The 18,288-nt window shown below is 57.5% G+C and carries 17 protein-coding genes, 1 tRNA gene and 2 rRNA genes (1 of these 20 only partly in view); 17 read left to right on the top strand and 3 right to left on the bottom strand.

Annotated elements, in window-relative coordinates; all coding sequences use genetic code 11:
- Nucleotides 1-115: 115 nt before the first annotated feature.
- Nucleotides 116-205, bottom strand: a tRNA-Ser gene (locus tag PSQ90_RS10455).
- A 247-nt stretch (nt 206-452) separates the two neighbouring features.
- Here PSQ90_RS10455 and PSQ90_RS10450 point away from each other — a divergent pair.
- From PSQ90_RS10450 to PSQ90_RS10370, 17 genes are all read left to right on the top strand, one after another.
- Nucleotides 453-1,232 (top strand): MBL fold metallo-hydrolase, encoded by a 780-nt coding sequence (locus PSQ90_RS10450; protein ID WP_282210257.1) that lies wholly within the window; start codon nt 453-455, stop codon nt 1,230-1,232.
- A 236-nt stretch (nt 1,233-1,468) separates the two neighbouring features.
- Nucleotides 1,469-2,185, top strand: coding sequence for a 50S ribosomal protein L21 (locus tag PSQ90_RS10445; RefSeq protein WP_282210256.1), 717 nt, complete (start codon nt 1,469-1,471; stop codon nt 2,183-2,185).
- Nucleotides 2,186-2,197: 12 nt separating this feature from the next.
- On the top strand, nt 2,198-2,464 hold the full coding sequence (rpmA, locus tag PSQ90_RS10440; RefSeq protein ID WP_282210255.1) for a 50S ribosomal protein L27: 267 nt from the start codon (nt 2,198-2,200) through the stop codon (nt 2,462-2,464).
- Nucleotides 2,465-2,680: 216 nt separating this feature from the next.
- The gene (locus PSQ90_RS10435) at nt 2,681-3,256 is read left to right on the top strand and encodes a GNAT family N-acetyltransferase (protein ID WP_282210254.1); all 576 of its coding nucleotides are present in this window, start codon (nt 2,681-2,683) and stop codon (nt 3,254-3,256) included.
- Nucleotides 3,253-3,789 (top strand): GNAT family N-acetyltransferase, encoded by a 537-nt coding sequence (locus tag PSQ90_RS10430; RefSeq protein ID WP_282210253.1) that lies wholly within the window; start codon nt 3,253-3,255, stop codon nt 3,787-3,789. The genes PSQ90_RS10435 and PSQ90_RS10430 overlap by 4 nt, the downstream gene beginning before the upstream one ends.
- Nucleotides 3,786-4,829 (top strand): GTPase ObgE, encoded by a 1,044-nt coding sequence (obgE, locus tag PSQ90_RS10425; protein ID WP_282210252.1) that lies wholly within the window; start codon nt 3,786-3,788, stop codon nt 4,827-4,829. Before PSQ90_RS10430 ends, obgE begins: the two co-directional genes overlap by 4 nt.
- 31 nt (nt 4,830-4,860) lie before the next feature.
- Nucleotides 4,861-6,000 (top strand): glutamate 5-kinase, encoded by a 1,140-nt coding sequence (gene proB, locus PSQ90_RS10420; protein WP_282210251.1) that lies wholly within the window; start codon nt 4,861-4,863, stop codon nt 5,998-6,000.
- Between the two features lie 32 nt (nt 6,001-6,032).
- Nucleotides 6,033-7,274, top strand: a complete 1,242-nt coding sequence (locus PSQ90_RS10415; RefSeq protein WP_282213031.1) for a glutamate-5-semialdehyde dehydrogenase — start codon at nt 6,033-6,035, stop codon at nt 7,272-7,274.
- Nucleotides 7,271-7,915, top strand: coding sequence for a nicotinate-nucleotide adenylyltransferase (locus PSQ90_RS10410; RefSeq protein WP_282210250.1), 645 nt, complete (start codon nt 7,271-7,273; stop codon nt 7,913-7,915). Before PSQ90_RS10415 ends, PSQ90_RS10410 begins: the two co-directional genes overlap by 4 nt.
- Before the next feature lie 255 nt (nt 7,916-8,170).
- Complete coding sequence (gene rsfS, locus PSQ90_RS10405) at nt 8,171-8,497, top strand: ribosome silencing factor (protein WP_282210249.1); 327 nt, start codon at nt 8,171-8,173, stop codon at nt 8,495-8,497.
- 99 nt (nt 8,498-8,596) lie between these two features.
- Entirely contained in the window at nt 8,597-9,079 is a 483-nt protein-coding gene (gene rlmH, locus PSQ90_RS10400) for a 23S rRNA (pseudouridine(1915)-N(3))-methyltransferase RlmH (RefSeq protein WP_282210248.1), read from the top strand.
- A 124-nt stretch (nt 9,080-9,203) separates the two neighbouring features.
- Nucleotides 9,204-10,637: a murein hydrolase activator EnvC family protein gene (locus PSQ90_RS10395; protein ID WP_282210247.1), complete on the top strand. Its 1,434-nt coding sequence runs from the start codon at nt 9,204-9,206 to the stop codon at nt 10,635-10,637.
- Between the two features lie 6 nt (nt 10,638-10,643).
- Nucleotides 10,644-12,011 (top strand): S41 family peptidase, encoded by a 1,368-nt coding sequence (locus PSQ90_RS10390; RefSeq protein ID WP_282210246.1) that lies wholly within the window; start codon nt 10,644-10,646, stop codon nt 12,009-12,011.
- A 161-nt stretch (nt 12,012-12,172) separates the two neighbouring features.
- Entirely contained in the window at nt 12,173-13,225 is a 1,053-nt protein-coding gene (locus PSQ90_RS10385; protein ID WP_282210245.1) for a divergent polysaccharide deacetylase family protein, read from the top strand.
- Nucleotides 13,226-13,236: 11 nt separating this feature from the next.
- On the top strand, nt 13,237-13,773 hold the full coding sequence (locus PSQ90_RS10380) for an RNA pyrophosphohydrolase (protein ID WP_282210244.1): 537 nt from the start codon (nt 13,237-13,239) through the stop codon (nt 13,771-13,773).
- 3 nt (nt 13,774-13,776) lie between these two features.
- Nucleotides 13,777-14,463 carry an aspartate/glutamate racemase family protein gene (locus PSQ90_RS10375; protein ID WP_282210243.1) on the top strand — a complete coding sequence of 229 codons (687 nt, stop codon included), beginning with the start codon at nt 13,777-13,779 and terminating at the stop codon, nt 14,461-14,463.
- Nucleotides 14,464-14,525: 62 nt separating this feature from the next.
- Entirely contained in the window at nt 14,526-15,647 is a 1,122-nt protein-coding gene (locus PSQ90_RS10370; protein WP_282210242.1) for a transporter substrate-binding domain-containing protein, read from the top strand.
- Nucleotides 15,648-15,926: 279 nt separating this feature from the next.
- Here PSQ90_RS10370 and rrf read toward each other — a convergent pair.
- Both rrf and PSQ90_RS10360 read right to left on the bottom strand, forming a co-directional pair.
- Nucleotides 15,927-16,042 (bottom strand): 5S ribosomal RNA (gene rrf, locus PSQ90_RS10365).
- A 249-nt stretch (nt 16,043-16,291) separates the two neighbouring features.
- Nucleotides 16,292-18,288: ribosomal RNA gene (locus tag PSQ90_RS10360) — 23S ribosomal RNA — on the bottom strand; it runs 725 nt beyond the window's last position.

The following is an 18,288-nucleotide window of genomic DNA, read 5'->3' as shown; positions in this document are numbered from 1 at the left end:
AAGAATACGGGCACAATCGAAATCCAGCACAATCAATGAACGCGCAAAAACCCAGCAAAACAAACAAAAAAAGGCCGCCCAAGGCGACCCATTCAAATCATCAAAAAAGGTAAGCTGGCGGAGAGGGAGGGATTCGAACCCCCGATGGAGTCACCCCCATGCCGCATTTCGAGTGCGGTGCATTCGGCCACTCTGCCACCTCTCCGCGAGGTCGATGGCCTACAAAACAGTGCGGGCCCGGTCGAACAGCGGGCTTATGGCATAGCGGGGCGGCGGCTGCAATATGGCGGAAGGCGTTTTTTAAGCGCCAATTTGTGCCAGCATCTGCACAAATCAACGGCACAAACGTTAGCGTCGCGCTAACCGTGACGGTAACGCGTTCGTTAGTCGCCTCATTTGGGAGAGGCTGTCATGATGATTGCTGCGCTCTTGCCCCATGAAAGGAACTTTTCATGACCCAACGACGCCACGTCATTGCGGGACTATCCGCACTACCATTTGCCAGTTTCGCCCCGTTTGTTTCCCATACATTTGCCCAGTCAGGTGAGACCATGCTTGAAGGCGATATCATTGAAACCAGCGACGGCGACCTAACGATCCATCCGGTTGATCATGCTTCGCTGCTGCTGGGATGGAGAGATCAGGTGATATATGCCGACCCGGTGGGTGGTGCCGAACGCTATGCCGACCTACCCGCCCCAACCGCCATTGTCATCACCCATGGCCACGGCGATCATTTTGACGTGCCCACGCTTGAAGTCATCGCTGCGGGTGGCGTTCCGCTAATTGCCAATCAGGACGTTTTTGACAAGATGCCCGAGGCGCTCAAGGCCAATGCGACCGCCATGACCAACGGCGACGAAGGCATGCTCAACGGGCTTTCGATTGCCGCCATATCCGCTTTCAATACCACGCCTGATCGAACCAAATATCACCCGCCCGGCGTCGGCAATGGCTATCTGCTCAAATTTGGCGACAAGATCATTTACGTGGCGGGGGACACCGAACCCACACCAGACATGCTGGCGCTGGAAAATATTGATGTCGCCTTCCTGCCCATGAACCTGCCCTATACCATGACGGTGGAACAGGCCGGCGAGGCGATTAATACCTTCAAGCCCAAGATCATCTATCCCTATCATTACGGCGATAGCGATCTGTCGATCCTTGAGGGAATGGTGGGGGATGCCAGCGAAGTTCGGCTACGCGATTGGTATCCAAACAAGGCGTAAATTCCCCGGCGAGCCTTGACTCTTGGCGCATTTGCCCTGATAAGCCGCACCAGTACGCGCACCGGAGCTATTCCGGCGCGCTTCTTTGGTTTGAAAACCGCTGCTTGAGGCTGCCCGCCGGTTATACTGGCTGCATCTTGAAGTCCGCAGATTGGGACATTGTCCCGGGGCATTGCTGCGGCGCCACAAAGCGCGACAAAATGGGACCGACACGTTTGACGCGTGCGGTACAATGAATGACTTTTGCAGTGATCAAGACTGGTGGCAAACAGTATAAAGTTGCCGCCGACGATGTTCTCAAGATTGAAAAACTCGACGCTGAAATCGGCTCGATCGTAACGTTCGATCAGGTTTTGATGGTTGGCGACGAAGTTGGTGCCCCTCTGGTTGAGGGCGCACTGGTTGCCGCTGAGCTGGTGGAGACCCGCAAGCAGAAAACCGTCATCATCTTCAAGAAGAACCGTCGCCACAATTATCGTCGTCGCAATGGCCACCGCCAACTGCTGTCGACCGTGCGCATCACCGAAATCCTGACCGGTGGCGCCAAGCCAAATCTCAAGGCTGCGGCCAAGCCCGCTGCTGAAGCAAAGCCAGCCGCCGAAGCCAAGCCGGCCAAAAAGGCCGCAGCGCCCAAGGCAGCTGCTCCAAAGGCCGAAGCGCCAAAGGCTGAAGCTGCCAGCCAAGCCAAGGCTCCAGCGGCCAAAAAGGCTGCCAAGGCTGATGTTGTTGACGACATCAAGCTGATCGGTGGCGTTGGCCCGGCGCTTGAAAAGAAGCTGAACGAAGCCGGTATCACCAGCCTCGCCCAGATCGCAGCCTGGACCGCTGAAGATGTCGCAAAATATGACGACGTCCTGAGCTTCAAGGGCCGGATCGAGCGCGAAGAATGGATTGATCAGGCCAAGGAACTGTTGGCTGGCAAGGCGCCCCGCGCCAAGGCCGATAAGAAATAAGGAAGAAGCACCATGGCACATAAAAAAGCAGGCGGTTCATCCCGCAACGGTCGCGATACCGCCGGTCGACGTCTTGGCGTCAAGAAGTTTGGTGGCGAAAGCGTTATTGCCGGCAACATCCTGATCCGTCAGCGCGGCACCAAATGGCATCCCGGAACCGGCGTTGGTCTGGGCAAGGATCACACGATTTTTGCACTGGTTGACGGCAAGGTTTCCTTCCGCACCCGCGCCAACTCCAAGGTTTATATTTCGGTCGAGCCGGCACAGGCAGCCGAATAAACCGGCGTGCTCCAGCGCGGCCGGTGACCAGTTCCCCGGCAAGGCGCAAGAGCCAGATCAAATTTCAGGGGAACCGGTCCGCCGGTTCCCCTTTCGCGTTCAGGGCTGTTTTCAGAACAGTTCGACCACCGCATGGGGAACCAGTTCAAATCCGCAAACCAGTCCCGACGAACGAACAACGGCTCACCAAATATCCGACCGCTTCCAGAAAATGAAATGACCCAGTCCGAACCCGAAACATTGCTGCCCAAAACCATAAATACCGAGCGACTGACCCTGGCAGCGCCTGCGTCGGCACATGCCCCCGATATTGCGGAATTGGCGAACAATTATCAGGTCAATCGGGTGCTGACCCGCCTGCCCTTTCCCTATCTACTCAGCGACGCGCATTTTTTTATTGATCATCTGGCCCGCGCCGATGGCGAATGGGCCTATTGCATTTGCCTCAAGGGCCAGGTCATTGGCGTCACCAGCCTTCGTTTCAGCGACGCCGATGTACCCGAACTCGGTTATTGGCTAGGTCAGCCCTATTGGGGTTTTGGCTATGGCACCGAGGCAGCGCGCGCTCTGGTCACGGCCGCACGCGACACCGGGCAGATACCGGCGCTCCGTTCGCGCGCGTTGCATAGCAATATTGGCTCGATCCATGTGCTTGAAAAGGTCGGCTTTTCCATCGTCGGTGAGGCGCCCGAGCCCGACGGCCCCTTAAAGGGCCAGACCATGATATTGCTGCATCAGACATTTTTTGACGATGCGCAATATCACGAATCGATACCGCGTGCCGCACCATGAGCCCGATCTTGACGACGCCCCGGCTCACGCTGCGCCTGCCCGCCAATGACGACGCTGAGCGGATCACCTTGTTTCTGAGTGACTATGCGGTTGCCAGCAATCTGGCACGCGTACCCTTTCCCTACCGGATGGGCGATGCAAGGGCCTGGTTGCGCAGTCGCCGTCCCGACCTGCCGCCTGAAGAAACCAATTTTGCCATTGAGCTGGCAGATGAAGGCTACGCCGGGCAGGTCGGCTTTCATCGGGGCGACAACGGCATCATAATCGGCTATTGGCTAGGCACGCCGTTTTGGGGACGCGGCATCATGACCGAGGCGGTGACGGCCGCCCTTGGCTGGTTTTTCAATACCAGCGATGCCGACAAGGTGCTTTCTGGTGTCTTTGTCTTCAATCTGGCGTCGCTCGCCATTCAGGCCAAGTTCGGATTTACCGAAACCGGCCGCTCTTCTGTTCTGTCTCTTGCGCGCGGCAGAGAGGTGGAGCATATCGACACACAGTTGACCCGCGCCCAATGGATGGACAAACACTCATGAAATTCCTTGATCAGGCCAAGGTCTATGTCCGATCCGGCGATGGCGGCGGCGGCGCCGTCTCGTTCCTGCGCGAAAAATTCGTCGAATTCGGCGGCCCCAATGGCGGCAATGGTGGCCGCGGCGGCGATGTGGTGATCGAGTGCGTCGATGGGCTCAACACCCTGATCGACTATCGCTATCAGCAACATTTCAAGGCCAAGACCGGCACCCATGGCATGGGCAAGGATCGCGCTGGCGCCCACGGTGAGGACGCCGTTCTGCGCGTGCCCGTTGGTACCCAGATTTTTGAAGATGACAATGAAACCCTGATCGCCGACATGACCGAGGTGGGTCAGCGTCTTGTCATGCTGAGCGGCGGCAATGGCGGCTTTGGCAATGCTCATTTCAAGACCAGCTCGAACCAGGCTCCGCGCCACGCCAATCCCGGCCTGCCGGGTGTTGAAAAATGGGTGTGGCTGCGCCTCAAACTGATCGCTGACGCAGGCCTGGTTGGGCTGCCCAATGCGGGAAAATCAACGTTTCTGGCGGCAGTATCCGCCGCCAAGCCCAAGATTGCCGACTATCCCTTTACAACGCTGCACCCCAATCTGGGTGTGGTCAGCATTGGCGAGCGCGATTTCGTACTGGCTGACATTCCGGGTCTGATCGAAGGGGCCAGCGAAGGGGCAGGTATTGGCGACCGCTTTTTGGGCCATATCGAGCGCTGTGGCGTTTTGATCCATCTCATTGATGGTACCCAGGACGATATCGAACACGCCTATAAAACCATTCGCACCGAATTGAGCACTTACAACGTCCAATTGGGCGAAAAGCCTGAGCTTGTCGTGCTCAACAAGGTCGATGCGATTGCCCCTGAAGAGCTTGCAGCCAAGGTCAAACTGCTCAAGAAACTGAGCAGACAGAATGTGTTGCAGGTTTCCGGCGTGACCGGAAAGGGTGTCGATCAGGTACTTTATGGCGTTATTGAAACGCTTGATGCAACCAAGGCCGCAAAAGCCGAGGCGCTTCGGCGCCAGACCACACCCGGTTGGGCCCCATGACCGGCGCGTAGCGCCAACAAAAGATCTCGAAATGACCAACGCCCTTTCGCCCTTCAGCCGCATTACCATCAAGATTGGCTCTGCCCTGTTGGTCGATTCAGCGACCGGCAAGCAGCGCGCGGTATGGCTCAAAAGCCTTGCCAGCGACATTGCCGCGCTCAAGGCAAATGGCGCCGAGATCGTCATCGTTTCCTCGGGCGCCATTGCGCTGGGACGCAGGCTTTTGGGATTGAACGCCATGAGCCTGTCGCTCGAGCAAAGTCAGGCCGCCGCCAGCGCCGGGCAGATTGCCCTCGGCCAAGCCTGGGCCGATGCATTGGGCCAGCATCAGATCGTGACTGGCCAGATCCTATTGACACCCAACATAACCGAAGAGCGGCGCTATTTTCTCAACGCCCGCACCACGATCGCGACGCTCTTGTCACTGGGGGCGGTGCCAATTATCAATGAGAATGACAGCGTTGCGACGGCCGAAATTCGCTATGGCGACAATGATCGACTCTCGGCCCGCGTTGCCACCATGATCGAGGCCGACTGCCTGATCCTGCTCTCGGACATTGATGGGCTATATACCGCCCCGCCTGCCCAGAATCCTGACGCCGCCCATTTGCCGGAAGTGGCCAGCATTACCCCCGTCATTGAAGCCATGGCGGGAGGCGCCGCCAGCCATTTGTCGCGCGGCGGCATGACCACCAAGATCGAAGCGGGCAAGATTGCAACGCTGGCCGGAACCGCCATGATCATTGCCAAAGGCACCGAACAGCATCCCCTCAAAGCCTTGATCGAAGGGGCCCGCCATACCCTGTTTCACGCTGTTCCCGGTCGGGCCCAGGCCCGCAAGCGCTGGATCATGGGCGCGCTGGGGGTTGCGGGCAGCATCAGCATTGATGCGGGTGCCGAGCGGGCCCTGCATGCCGGGCGTTCGCTGCTGCCTATTGGGGTTACCGGCGTCAACGGTATCTTCGAGCGTGGCGATACTATTGCCATTGTTGATGGCAACGGCCATGAAATTGCCCGTGGCCTGTCAGGACTCAATAGCACCGATGCCCTGGAGGTCAAAGGCAAGCGCAGCGCCGCTGTTTTGGCAATATTGGGCGCTGGTAGCCGTTCAGAACTAGTCCATCGCGATAATATGGTTATGGTATCGGGCAAAAATGGAGAGGCAGAGTGAACGTAGTGGCAAAAGGTGAACTCAAGGCAATGATGGCCGAGTTGGGCATTGCCGCCCGTCAGGCCGCGCGCCAGCTGGCCAGTGCTTCCTCCGAGCAGAAAACCCGCGCCCTGATGGGGGGAGCTGCTGTCATCAATGCCCGACGCGCCGAAATTCTGGCCGCCAACGCCAAAGACATGGAAGCGGCGAAAACCAAGGGCATCACCGCTGCATTTCTCGACCGGCTAATGCTGACCGACGCGCGCATCGACGCCATTGTCGAGGGCCTGCGCACCATAGGCGAACTGCCCGATCCGATTGGCCAGACCATGGCCGAATGGGATCGCCCCAACGGCTTGCATATCAAGCGCGTCCGGACACCACTTGGGGTTATTGGGGTGATCTTTGAATCGCGCCCCAATGTCACCGCCGACGCTGGGGCGCTGTGTCTCAAGTCGGGCAATGCGGTGATCCTGCGCGGTGGCTCGGACAGCACATTTTCCTCGCGCGCCATTGTCGAATGCCTGTGGGATGGCCTGCATCTGGCCGGTTTGCCGGTCGAGGCCATTCAGCTGGTGCCCACCACCGACCGCGCCGCTGTTGGCGAAATGTTGGCTGGGCTTGGCGGCAATATTGATGTGATCGTGCCGCGGGGCGGCAAGTCGCTGGTTGGGCGGGTGCAGGCCGAAGCGCGAGTGCCGGTCTTTGCCCATCTCGAGGGGCTGGTGCACGTCTATATCGACAAGAGCGCCGATCTCGATATGGCGGTCAATGTGACGCTCAACGCCAAGATGCGCCGCACCGGCATTTGCGGCGCAGCCGAAACCCTTTTGGTTCATCAGGATGTGGTCGATACCCATCTCGCCCCGATCATCGCAGCGCTTGTCGCCAAAGGCTGCGAAATTCGCGGCGATGAAACCGTGCGCCAACATGTCAAAACCGCCAAGCCAGCCAACGATACCGATTGGCAAACTGAATATGAAGACGCGATCATCGCTGTCAGGATCGTGCCCGACATTGAGGCGGCGATCGCCCATATCGAGCATTATTCCAGCCACCATACCGAGGCAATCATCACCGAGGATCCAGCGGCGGTCGAACAATTCTTCAATCGCATCGACAGCGCCATTTTGATGCACAATGCCTCGACCCAGTTTGCCGACGGCGGCGAATTTGGTTTTGGCGGCGAAATCGGTATTGCCACCGGCAAGATGCATGCACGCGGTCCAGTAGGGGTCGAGCAATTGACCAGCTTCAACTATCGCGTCACCGGCTCGGGGCAAACCCGCCCTTGAACCAGCGATTGGCGCCCGTACACCTCAACGGCATAACCCAACTGCCGCCCTCCGGGGCAGGCATGCGCATCGGCCTGTTTGGCGGCAGTTTTAATCCGGCCCATAGCGGCCATCTGCTGGTAGCCGAACAGGCGTTGATCCGGCTGGGGCTCGATGCGCTTTGGGTTTTGGTAACGCCGGGCAATCCGCTTAAGAACCACGCTGATCTGGCCCCACTGGCCCAGCGGGTCGATGGCGCACGCAAGGTGATGACCCATCCAAAAATCAAGGTCACCGGCTTTGAGGCGGCAAAAGGCTTTACCTATTCCTATCAAACCATTCGTTTCCTGACCCAGACCCTGCCCGACCGGCACTTTGTCTGGATCATGGGCGCGGACAATATGGTGGGATTTCATCATTGGCAGCGCTGGCGCGATATTGCCAATATGGTGCCGGTTGCCATTTATGTGCGCCCCGGATCGGCCCGACTTGCCCCCGCCTCCCGCGCCGCCGAAGCGCTCGAGCGCTATCGGATCGATGAGACTGACGCAACCGCGCTCGCCTTGCAGAAATCCCCTGCCTGGGTCTATCTGCACGGGCGCCAGTCAAACCTCTCCTCCTCTGCCATCCGCGCCCGCCGTCACGCAACGGCGACGAAATAGCGTAGCCCCACCTTGCGCGATTTGGCAAAAAAGCGCATATTGACGAGGTGTGATCATAGTCACCAGGACCGGGATTGACCGCTTGTCATTTGAAACGACGCGCGCCCATTCGGATAAACAACCAAGGATGCTGCACAAACGCATGACCCATGCTGTACAGGCGTGGGCACGGGGCCAATATTGATGGCCCAGATGCCCACAAAAACTCCCACCGAACAAGCTTCGGAAACCGCGCAAGCAACCCCGGAACGTCCAATGATCGATGTCGTGCTAGCAAGCCTTGACGATGCCAAGGCCGAGCAGACCATTGCTGTTGATATCACCGGCAAGTCCTCGTTGAGCGACCATATGGTTGTGACCTCCGGGCGTTCGCAGCGCCATGTCGGGGCTGTCGCTGATCAGTTGGTCAAGGCATTGCGCGAAGCCGGTTACACCAAGCCGCGTATTGAAGGACTGCCCCATTGCGATTGGGTGCTGGTCGATGCAGGCGACGTCATCGTTCATATCTTCCGGCCCGAAGTGCGTGAGTTCTACAACATCGAAAAGATGTGGCAGGCCGAATTTGCCGAAGACGCGCACTGAGCCATTTAGAACCTTCGTGAATACCGGCATTTTGTTCAATATCGCCCATGATCCATGCGCCGCCGATCAATCATCCAATACGATGATCGGCATTGGCGCATGAAAATTTCTGTTGCGGCAGTCGGCCGCATGAAGGCCGGCCCGGAGCGTGAACTGGTGGATCGCTACCTTTCGCGCGCCATGGCCAGCGGACGGCCTCTGGGGCTGACCGGGTTTGATGTGATCGAACTGACGGAATCCCGCGCCTCAAGCGCTGCGTCACGCAAAAACGAAGAGGCGAAAAACCTCAGGACCGCCTTGCCCGATGGCATTGTGGTGGCGCTCGATGAACGCGGTAAGTCCCTCGGATCACCAGACTTTTCCAACCTTGTCGCCCGTTGGCGGGACGATGGGCGTGCCCATGCAAGTTTTGTCATCGGTGGCGCCGACGGGCTTGCCCCTGACTTTGTCAAAGCCGCCGATCTGACCCTGTCATTTTCCCCGCTAACCTGGCCCCATCAACTGGTGCGCATTATGCTGGCCGAACAATTATACCGCACCACCACCATTCTTTCCGGGCACCCCTATCATCGCGGCGATTGAAAATAGGGACAACGAGTCATGGTTAAGACTTATTAACCTCGGATTTGTCCGCCCCTTGCTAGACTGCGGGCAAATGATTCGCTTATCGGCCCCGGTCGGGACCAGCAGGACAATGGGAGCAGGAATGTCGGGGCGCGCCAACACGCGATTGGGACTCTTGGCGGCAGGCGTGGTGCTAGGCCTTTGCCTGTCCGGTCCCCTTTACGCGCAGGACGTGACATCCTCCGAAACCGAAACAACCCCTTCGGCCAACGAACCGGCCCTTCCCACCGAAGAAAATGCCGCCCCCTCGGACGCCGCAAGCGAAAACGCCGAAGCACAACCCAACCAAACCAGCAGCCAGACCGAAGCCGAACGCGAAGACGCGCTCGAGCAGGTGGAAAAATCCATATCCCTTAGCCAGGATCGTGTGGACGCGCTCAAGCGCGAAATTGCCGATATGGAAGGGGATCGCACCAGGCAAAATGCCGCGCTGATCGCCGCCGGGCAGCGGGTCAAACTTGCGGAAATTGAAGTTGCTGACGTTGAAACCCGTCTCAACGACCTGATTGTGCAGGAATTTGAAGTACGGGGGCGCCTTGATGGCGCCGATACCGAGATCGCCAATGTGTTGGCGGCCCTGCAACGCATTTCACTCAATCCGCCCCCGGCATTGATCGTTGATCCCGCCGATGCTCTGGGCTCGGCCCGCAGCGCCATGCTGATCGCCTCGATTGCCCCCCAACTGCGCGCCAAGGCAGAAGCGGTTTCTGCCGATCTCAAGCACCTGACAGAAATCAAGCAGGAAGCCCAGAAAGAAGAGCAACTGCTCAAGGCCAATCATGCCGTGCTCGAAGAAGAGCAATTGCGCATCGCCACCCTGATCCTGGCGCGTAAGCAGGGCGTTTCGGTGATGACTGACGAATTGCGCGCCGAGGAACAGGCCGCCATCGAACTGGCAACACGCGCCAAGACCCTCAAGGAACTGATCGACAAACTGGGCGAACGCATGACCAGCGTCAATGAGGCGGTCAACGCTGCCGCCACAACAAGCCCTGCGGGCGAAACCGTCACTCTGTCGACCGCAGCCATCAAGATGGCGCTGGCCAACACCGCCCGCACCGAACCGGCCATCCCTTTTTCCGCCGCTCGCGGCTATCTGAACATGCCCGCCAACGGCGTGGATGTGCGCGAATATGGCGCCAGCGACGGCTTTGGCGGTATTGCTCATGGCACCTCGGTCGTGACCCGCGCCGATGCCCAGGTGGTTGCACCCGCCGATGGCTGGGTGCTTTATACCGGCCCTTACCTCAATTATGGCCAAATCGTCATTATCAATACCGGCCAGAATTATACTGTGCTTTTGGCAGGACTGGAAAAGGTGACCGCAACCATCGGCCAATTTGTCCTGATGGGCGAACCGATCGGTACCATGGGATCACGCACAATTGGCCGAACCATCACGACCAGTGCTGGCAACTCCCAGCCGACCCTTTATATTGAGCTGCGAAAAGACAATGCGCCTATTGACCCCACCGGCTGGTGGGCGCCCCCTTCGAACACGACACAAAGTGGATAAACCCAGATGCGTTTGACCAAGATCCGCGCCGCCATACTAGGATTGGCGCTACTCGTGCCGGCAACCGTCCTGATCGCTCAGGAAAAGCCGGCCCCGGTAGAAACGCCCGATACCAGCACGGCCCCGGCCCAGCCGCGCGACCCTAAGGAGGTCTATTCCGACCTTGCTCTCTTTGGCGAAATCTTTGACCGCATTCGCGCTGAATATGTCGACCCACCGGACGAAAAGGAACTGGTGCGCGCCGCCATTCAGGGCATGCTCACCTCGCTTGATCCTCATTCCAACTATCTGCCGCCTGCCGACTATCAGGACATGCGCGAAGATACCTCAGGCGAATTTGGCGGCCTTGGCATTGAAGTGACGCAGGAAGACGGGGTCATCAAGGTCGTATCTCCCATCGATGATTCACCGGCCTCACGCGCTGGCATGTTGTCAAACGATCTGATCGTTAAGCTCGACGGCGAGGAAGTCCAGGGCATGTCGCTGGACGATGCCGTGGGCAAGATGCGCGGCGCCATTGGCACCAAGATTACCCTGACCGTGGTGCGTGAAGGCGTTTCCGATCCGCTCGAATTCACGCTGACCCGCGACACCATTGCCATGCGCGCTGTGCGCTGGTCGATGGAAGGCGATGTGGCGGTAGTTCGTTTGTCACGCTTCTCCGAGCAGGCGTTCATCGGCATTCAAAAAGCCGTTGACGGCATCTACAAGGAACGCAAGGACGTCCCCCCCAAAGGCATTATTCTGGACCTGCGCAACAATCCCGGTGGTCTGGTTGATCAGGCGGTCTATGTGGCCGACGCCTTCCTCAAGCAGGGTGCCATCGTGCTGACGCGCGGACGCGGCCCACAGGATAGCGCCCGCTATGATGCGGCCCCCGATGCGCTCGACAAGGAACTGACCAATGTGCCGCTGGTCGTATTGATCAATGGCGGCTCGGCCTCGGCTTCCGAAATCGTCGCCGGCGCCCTGCAGGACCATAAGCGCGCGACCCTTGTTGGCACCCGCTCGTTCGGCAAAGGCTCGGTGCAGTCGATCATTTCACTGGGTGCCGATGGGGCCATGCGTCTGACCACGGCGCGTTATTACACCCCCGATAACCGCTCCATTCAGGCACTGGGTATTCAGCCCGATATTACCGTGCTGCAAAATGTTCCCGACGAACTCAAAGGCAAGGATGAGATTATCGGTGAGGCCGGTCTGGCCGGACACATCAAGATTGATGGGCAAAAGGAAACGTCGGTTGGCTCCTCGGTCTATGTGCCGCCCGAAAAAGCCGACGATACCCAGCTCCAATATGCCATTCGCCTGATTGATGGCGAGGAGACTGACCCAGCCTTCCCACCTCACCCAACCGAGCAGGCAGCCAAATAGACCCCGCCGACACGGGTCGATGAGTGTGATATAAAAAATCAGCGGGGCGAAGCGGTTGATTCGCCACTTCGCCCCCATTTTTTGCGTCACAGCCAGAGCGGTCTGAAACGATGGCGGACAATTTAAGCACACCCCTGCCCGGGCGCAGAAAACGCCGCCAGATGGCTAAACGCCATTTTCCGCTTGGCCGTATCCTTATCGGCATGGTGTTGCTGCTCGGCCTTGCCTTTGCGATGCGTCTGGTGCTGGTTGATGATCCTGATGGCGGGCGGCCGGTTGCTGAAGCATCGGTCAGCGCCACGCGCGAGGGCAGCGCCGTTGCCAGCACACTGGCCGAACGCCCCATTGACGGGCCAATAACTATTACCGCCGATCCCCAGCAGTTTCCGGCTCAGCAGGTCCAGGCCGCCGCCGAGCAAGCCAGAACCGGTGTACTGCCTGATCTTAGCGAAGAAACAAAAGACGGCCCAATACCGCGAAAGTCGGCCACTGGCGTCACCCCGTTTGCCGCCTATGCCGCCCCATATGACACGGCTGCTGCCACCGGCAAACCCAAAATTGCCATTATTGTTTCGGGTTTGGGGATCAACGAGAGCGGCACCATGGACGCCATCGAGGCGCTGCCGCCCGGCACCACTCTTGCCTTTGCCCCCTATGGCAAGGCTCTCAAATCAACCGTGTCGGCGGCCCAGAACAGTGGGCACGAGATTTTTCTCGAAATTCCGCTCGAGCCTTTCGACTATCCCACCAATGATCCCGGTCCCCAGACACTTTTGACCGGCGAATCCCCTCGCGCCAATCTCGATAAGCTCTTTTGGCTCATGGCCCGGTTCGGTGGTTATGTCGGCGTCATCAACAATATGGGCGCCCGCTTTACCGCCTCCGGTGGAGATTTTTCGCCGGTAATGGAAGAGTTGGGCACCCGCGGCCTTGGTTATCTTGACGATGGCTCCTCCAATCGTTCAATCGCACCACAACTGGCAGCCAGCAACAAGGTACCGTTTGCCCGCGCCGACATGTTGATCGATGACAACCCGGCCCGCGAGCCGATCGAAGCCGCGCTCACCGCACTTGAAACCAAGGCCAAACAAAGCGGCAGTGCCATTGGCATCATCAGCGCCCTGCCCATCTCGATCCGCACCGTCTCAGAATGGTCACGTGACCTTGCCAATAAGGGCTTCGTGCTGGTGCCAGCCTCCGCCCTGATGCAATAGAAAGTTTTCCCATGCCCACCAAACTCGACCGCGAAACCATGCCCTATCGCGATTGTGTCGGCATTGCCGTGTTCAACGCCCAGGGAAATGTCTTCATCGGCCGCCGCATGCCAGAAACGGACCCCGAGGATAGCGCCGAAGCCGGGGCGCCCTGGCAAATGCCTCAGGGTGGTATCGACAAAGGTGAGGACGCGCTAAAGGCGGCCCTGCGCGAGTTGCACGAAGAAACCAATATCACCAGTGTCAGCCTTCTGGCCGAAGCCCCTGAGTGGATCCATTACGATCTGCCCGACGACGCCCTCGGGATTGGCCTTAAGGGCAAATACCGCGGCCAGCGGCAACGTTGGTTTGCCTTCGCTTTCACCGGCAACGAAGCCGAGATCGACGTCATCACCCCAGGCGGCGGCAAACATCCGGCTGAGTTTGACGCCTGGCGTTGGGAAAAACTGAGCCGTACCCCGCAATTGATCGTGCCATTCAAGAAGGACGCCTACGAAAAGGTCGCCGTCGCCTTCGCCGACATTCCACAGCGCTTTACGCATGTGTAGGCCATGAAAACCATCGGTTTGATCGGGGGCATGAGCTGGGAATCAACCGCCCATTATTACCGGGTGCTCAATCAGGAAACTGCCCGGCGACGGGGCGGGCTGCATTCCGCACCACTGATTATCCATTCGCTCGATTTCGCCGAAATCGCCGCGCTACAGGACGCTGGCGAATGGGACAGGGCGGGTCAGATTCTGCATGGCGTGGCAGGCGGTCTGGTTGACGCAGGCGCTCAAATACTGGGTCTCGCCACCAACACCATGCATATTGTGGCAGACGCCATTCAGGCCGACCTGAACACACCCTTTATCCATATTGCAGAGCCAACGGCCGCAGCCTTGCTTGCCGATGGCTTTGATACAATTGGTCTTTTAGGCACTAGCTTCACCATGGAGATGGATTTTTATCGCAATCGGTTGATCGCCCAAGGGCTGGAGGTAATGATACCGGATGTTGATCGCACCAATCTCAATGCCATCATTTACAACGAACTGTGCCGTGGCGTGGTTACGCCCCAATCGCGCCAAACCTATGTCAGCGCTATCGCTCGCCTGCAGCAACGCGGTGCCCAGGCTGTCATTCTGGGGTGCACCGAGATCGGCATGCTGATCAATGACGACATCAGCCCATTGCCAACCTATGACACAACCGAACTTCACGCTCACGCATTGGTGGCAGCCGCCCTTGCATGACAGGACTGCATTTTCTGGCAATAGCAGCGCCAATATCCTGCCACCCCTATAGTCGGTGAACCATGATTTATGTTCCGATACCAATCCGTGCTTTCGCACTCATTTGCGTTTCACTCATCATAAGCCTGATCAGTATCAACGCCACGCTGGCCCAAACAACAACCCCAACAGATGGAGCGCCCCAATCCGGTCCACGACTAACAGTTGGGGTTTACGAAAGTCCGCCCTTCGTCATGATTGATGGCGATCAGGTCACCGGCATGGCGATTGATCTATGGCAGTCATTCGCCCAAAACCTCAATCTCGAATATGAATACAAGCCTTTTGAAAGGCTGAGTGATCTGGTCGACGCGACAGCGGCAAATCAGGTCAACGTCGCCGTGACCAATTTGACCGTCACCGAAGACCGTGCCGCCCGCATTGATTTCACCCAACCCTGGTTCGATGCCGGCCTGCGCATTATGGTCAATGAGGATCAGGGGCCGGGCCTTGCGGGCCTATGGGCGGGACTGCGCGATTCAGGTTATTTGCAGGCCTATGGCTGGCTTGCGTTGGTGATCGTATTGGCAACTGTCGGCTTCACCTTCTTTGACCGCCGGTTTGACAAGAACTTTCCCAGACATTGGCCTGCCGGACTGGCGGAAAGCTTTTATACGGTTATGTCGATCGCGACCTCTGGTCGGCCTCCCTCCCGCAAAAATCTCTTCGGATGGCTCGGCCGTTTCTGGCAAGGCATATGGCTGGTTTGCGGTATCGCCGTTTTCGCCTATGTGACTTCTAGCATCACCAGCGTTATGACCACGCTTTCCCTCAACAATCACATTCACAGCCTTGATGATTTGGCTGGAAAGACCATCGGCGTCGCCCAGGGCAGCACAGCCCAGAGCTTTATTCAGGCGGCAAACCTAAACTCGGTGCCCTTTACCGGCATGACCGAGTTGGCAAACGCGCTGACTGATGGCAAAATTGATGCCTTGATTGGCGACAAGCCCGTGCTCGAATATTATGCCCATATCCATCCCGAACTGCCGCTGTCGGTTGTGGGCAATGTCTTCCATCCCGACAAATATGCCTTCGGCTTGTCGCCCGACATTGCCCTGCGCAAGGCACTAACAGTGGAAGTAGTTGGCGCTCACGAAGACGGCCTGCTGGGTGATTTGAACAGAAAGTACTTTGGCGAATAGTTTCCGTGCCTGGCCCAGGAAGCAGCGCCCGCCGCAGCTAGGCGGCCATCAGCAGCTTTCGAACAGGTTGGATTGCTTTTGACGGGTCGATATACCGCCAGCAGGCTGTCGGCGGTGTTGGAGCGGGTGCCGCTTGACGCATTTATGGCTTGGCGGGGTGGGCTTGCGGTGGGTTTGGCGCTCGATTTGTGGATATTTTGGGTACAAAAAAACCCCGCACGATTAGTGCGGGGGTTTTGTTGTTTCGAGATTGTAAAGAGACTGAGCTGTTTTTGGCAGACCTGGCGGCGACCTACTCTCCCAAGCCTTAAGACTTAGTACCATCGGCGCAGCAGTGTTTAACGGTCGAGTTCGGGATGGGATCGGGTTTTGAGCACCGCGCAAAAACCACCAGATCGGCGAAAAACAGCTGGCGTAAATTCTGGTTAAATATTTGGACCACGCTTTCCCATGCAAGAAGCGTTGGTCTGGTGTTTTTTGTGACCGATGTTTTCGACAATGCGTATCAGGTTTTTCATCAGCGCTCCCGGAGGAGCGCAGCGAACGACCCCGGCCAACTTTTTGGCCGCCCCGCCGGCGGGTCTTTGACCCGTGAGGCAGAGAGATCGTAACGGCAAGGCCGTTACGAGCATTGATTAATGAGAACGATCAAGCCAATCGAGCTATTAGTACCGGTAAGCTTCACATATTGCTACGCTTCCACACCCGGCCTATCGACGTGGTGGTCTTCCACGGCTCTCAAGGGAATACTAGTTTTGAAGGAGGCTTCCCGCTTAGATGCTTTCAGCGGTTATCCCGTCCGAACTTAGCTACCCTGCAATGCGGCTGGCGCCACAACAGGTCCACCAGAGGTTCGTCCAACCCGGTCCTCTCGTACTAGGGTCAGCTCTTCTCAATATTCCTACACCCACGGCAGATAGGGACCGAACTGTCTCACGACGTTCTAAACCCAGCTCACGTACCACTTTAAATGGCGAACAGCCATACCCTTGGGACCTGCTCCAGCCCCAGGATGTGATGAGCCGACATCGAGGTGCCAAACAATGCCGTCGATATGGACTCTTGGGCATTATCAGCCTGTTATCCCCAGCGTACCTTTTATTCGTTGAGCGATGGCCCTTCCACGCGGGACCACCGGATCACTATGACCGACTTTCGTCTCTGCTCGACTTGTCAGTCTCGCAGTCAGGCAGGCTTATGCCATTGCACTCGTCGACCGATTTCCGACCGGTCTGAGCCCACCATCGCGCGCCTCCGTTACTCTTTGGGAGGCGACCGCCCCAGTCAAACTACCCACCATACGCTGTCCCGGACACTGTTATGCCGCGGTTAGACATCTATGACGATAAGGGTGGTATCTCATCTTTTGGCTCCACAGAAACTGGCGTTCCTGCTTCAAAGCCTACCACCTATCCTGCACATGCCGACACAAATGCCAGCGTAAAGCTATAGTAAAGGTGCATGGGGTCTTTCCGTCTGACCGCAGGAACCCCGCATCTTCACGGGGAATTCAATTTCGCTGAGTCTATACTGGAGACAGTGGGGAAGTCGTTACGCCATTCGTGCAGGTCGGAACTTACCCGACAAGGAATTTCGCTACCTTAGGACCGTTATAGTTACGGCCGCCGTTTACCGGGGCTTCAATTCAAGGCTTGCACCTCTCCTTTTAACCTTCCGGCACCGGGCAGGCGTCAGACCCTATACGTCGTTTTGCAACTTCGCAGAGCCCTGTGTTTTTAGTAAACAGTCGCCACCCCCAATTTTGTGCCACTCATACAAGGTTGCCCTCGCATGAGTCATGCTTATCCCGAAGTTACGCATGCAATTTGCCGAGTTCCTTCAGTATAGTTCTCTCAAGCGCCTTGGTATACTCTACCAGTCCACCTGTGTCGGTTTAGGGTACGGTCAATGTCGATGGAGCTATTTCCTGGAACCGGCTCATCGCACCCCCAATCCGTTAAGGGGATACGAACCTGCGCGATCCGTCACTACCATCTGGTTCACGAATATTAACGTGATTCCCATCGGCTACGCATTTCTGCCTCACCTTAGGGGCCGACTAACCCTGCGCTGATTAGCATTGCGCAGGAACCCTTGGACTTTCGGCGAAAGTGTCTCTCACACTTTTTGTCGCTACTCATGTCATCATTCGCACTTCCGATACCTCCACGGCCCCTCACAGGTACCGCTTCGCAGGCTTACGGAACGCTCCGCTACCGCTTACAACAAAGTTGTAAACCCTAAGCTTCGGTGGATAGTTTTAGACCCGTTACATCTTCGCCGCAGGATCGCTTGACCAGTGAGCTGTTACGCTATCTTTAAAGGATGGCTGCTTCTAAGCCAACCTCCTGGTTGTCTAAGCAATCCCACATGCTTTCCCACTTAACTATCACTTGGGGACCTTAGCTGTAGGTTAGGGCTGTTTCCCTTTTGACGACGGACCTTAGCACCCGCCGTCTGTCTCCCGAGTAGTACTTCTGGGTATTCGGAGTTTGGTTAGGTTTGGTAAGTCGGTGAGACCCCCTAGCCCATCCAGTGCTCTACCCCCCAGAGTATTCGCTCGAGGCGATACCTAAATATCTTTCGCGGAGAACCAGCTATTTCCGAGTTTGATTGGCCTTTCACCCCTAGGAACAAGTCA

The organism is Devosia rhodophyticola (assembly GCF_028816475.1).
GTDB classification, from domain to species: Bacteria; Pseudomonadota; Alphaproteobacteria; order Rhizobiales; family Devosiaceae; genus Devosia; species Devosia rhodophyticola.
This window is presented reverse-complemented; position numbering and strand designations above follow the sequence as displayed.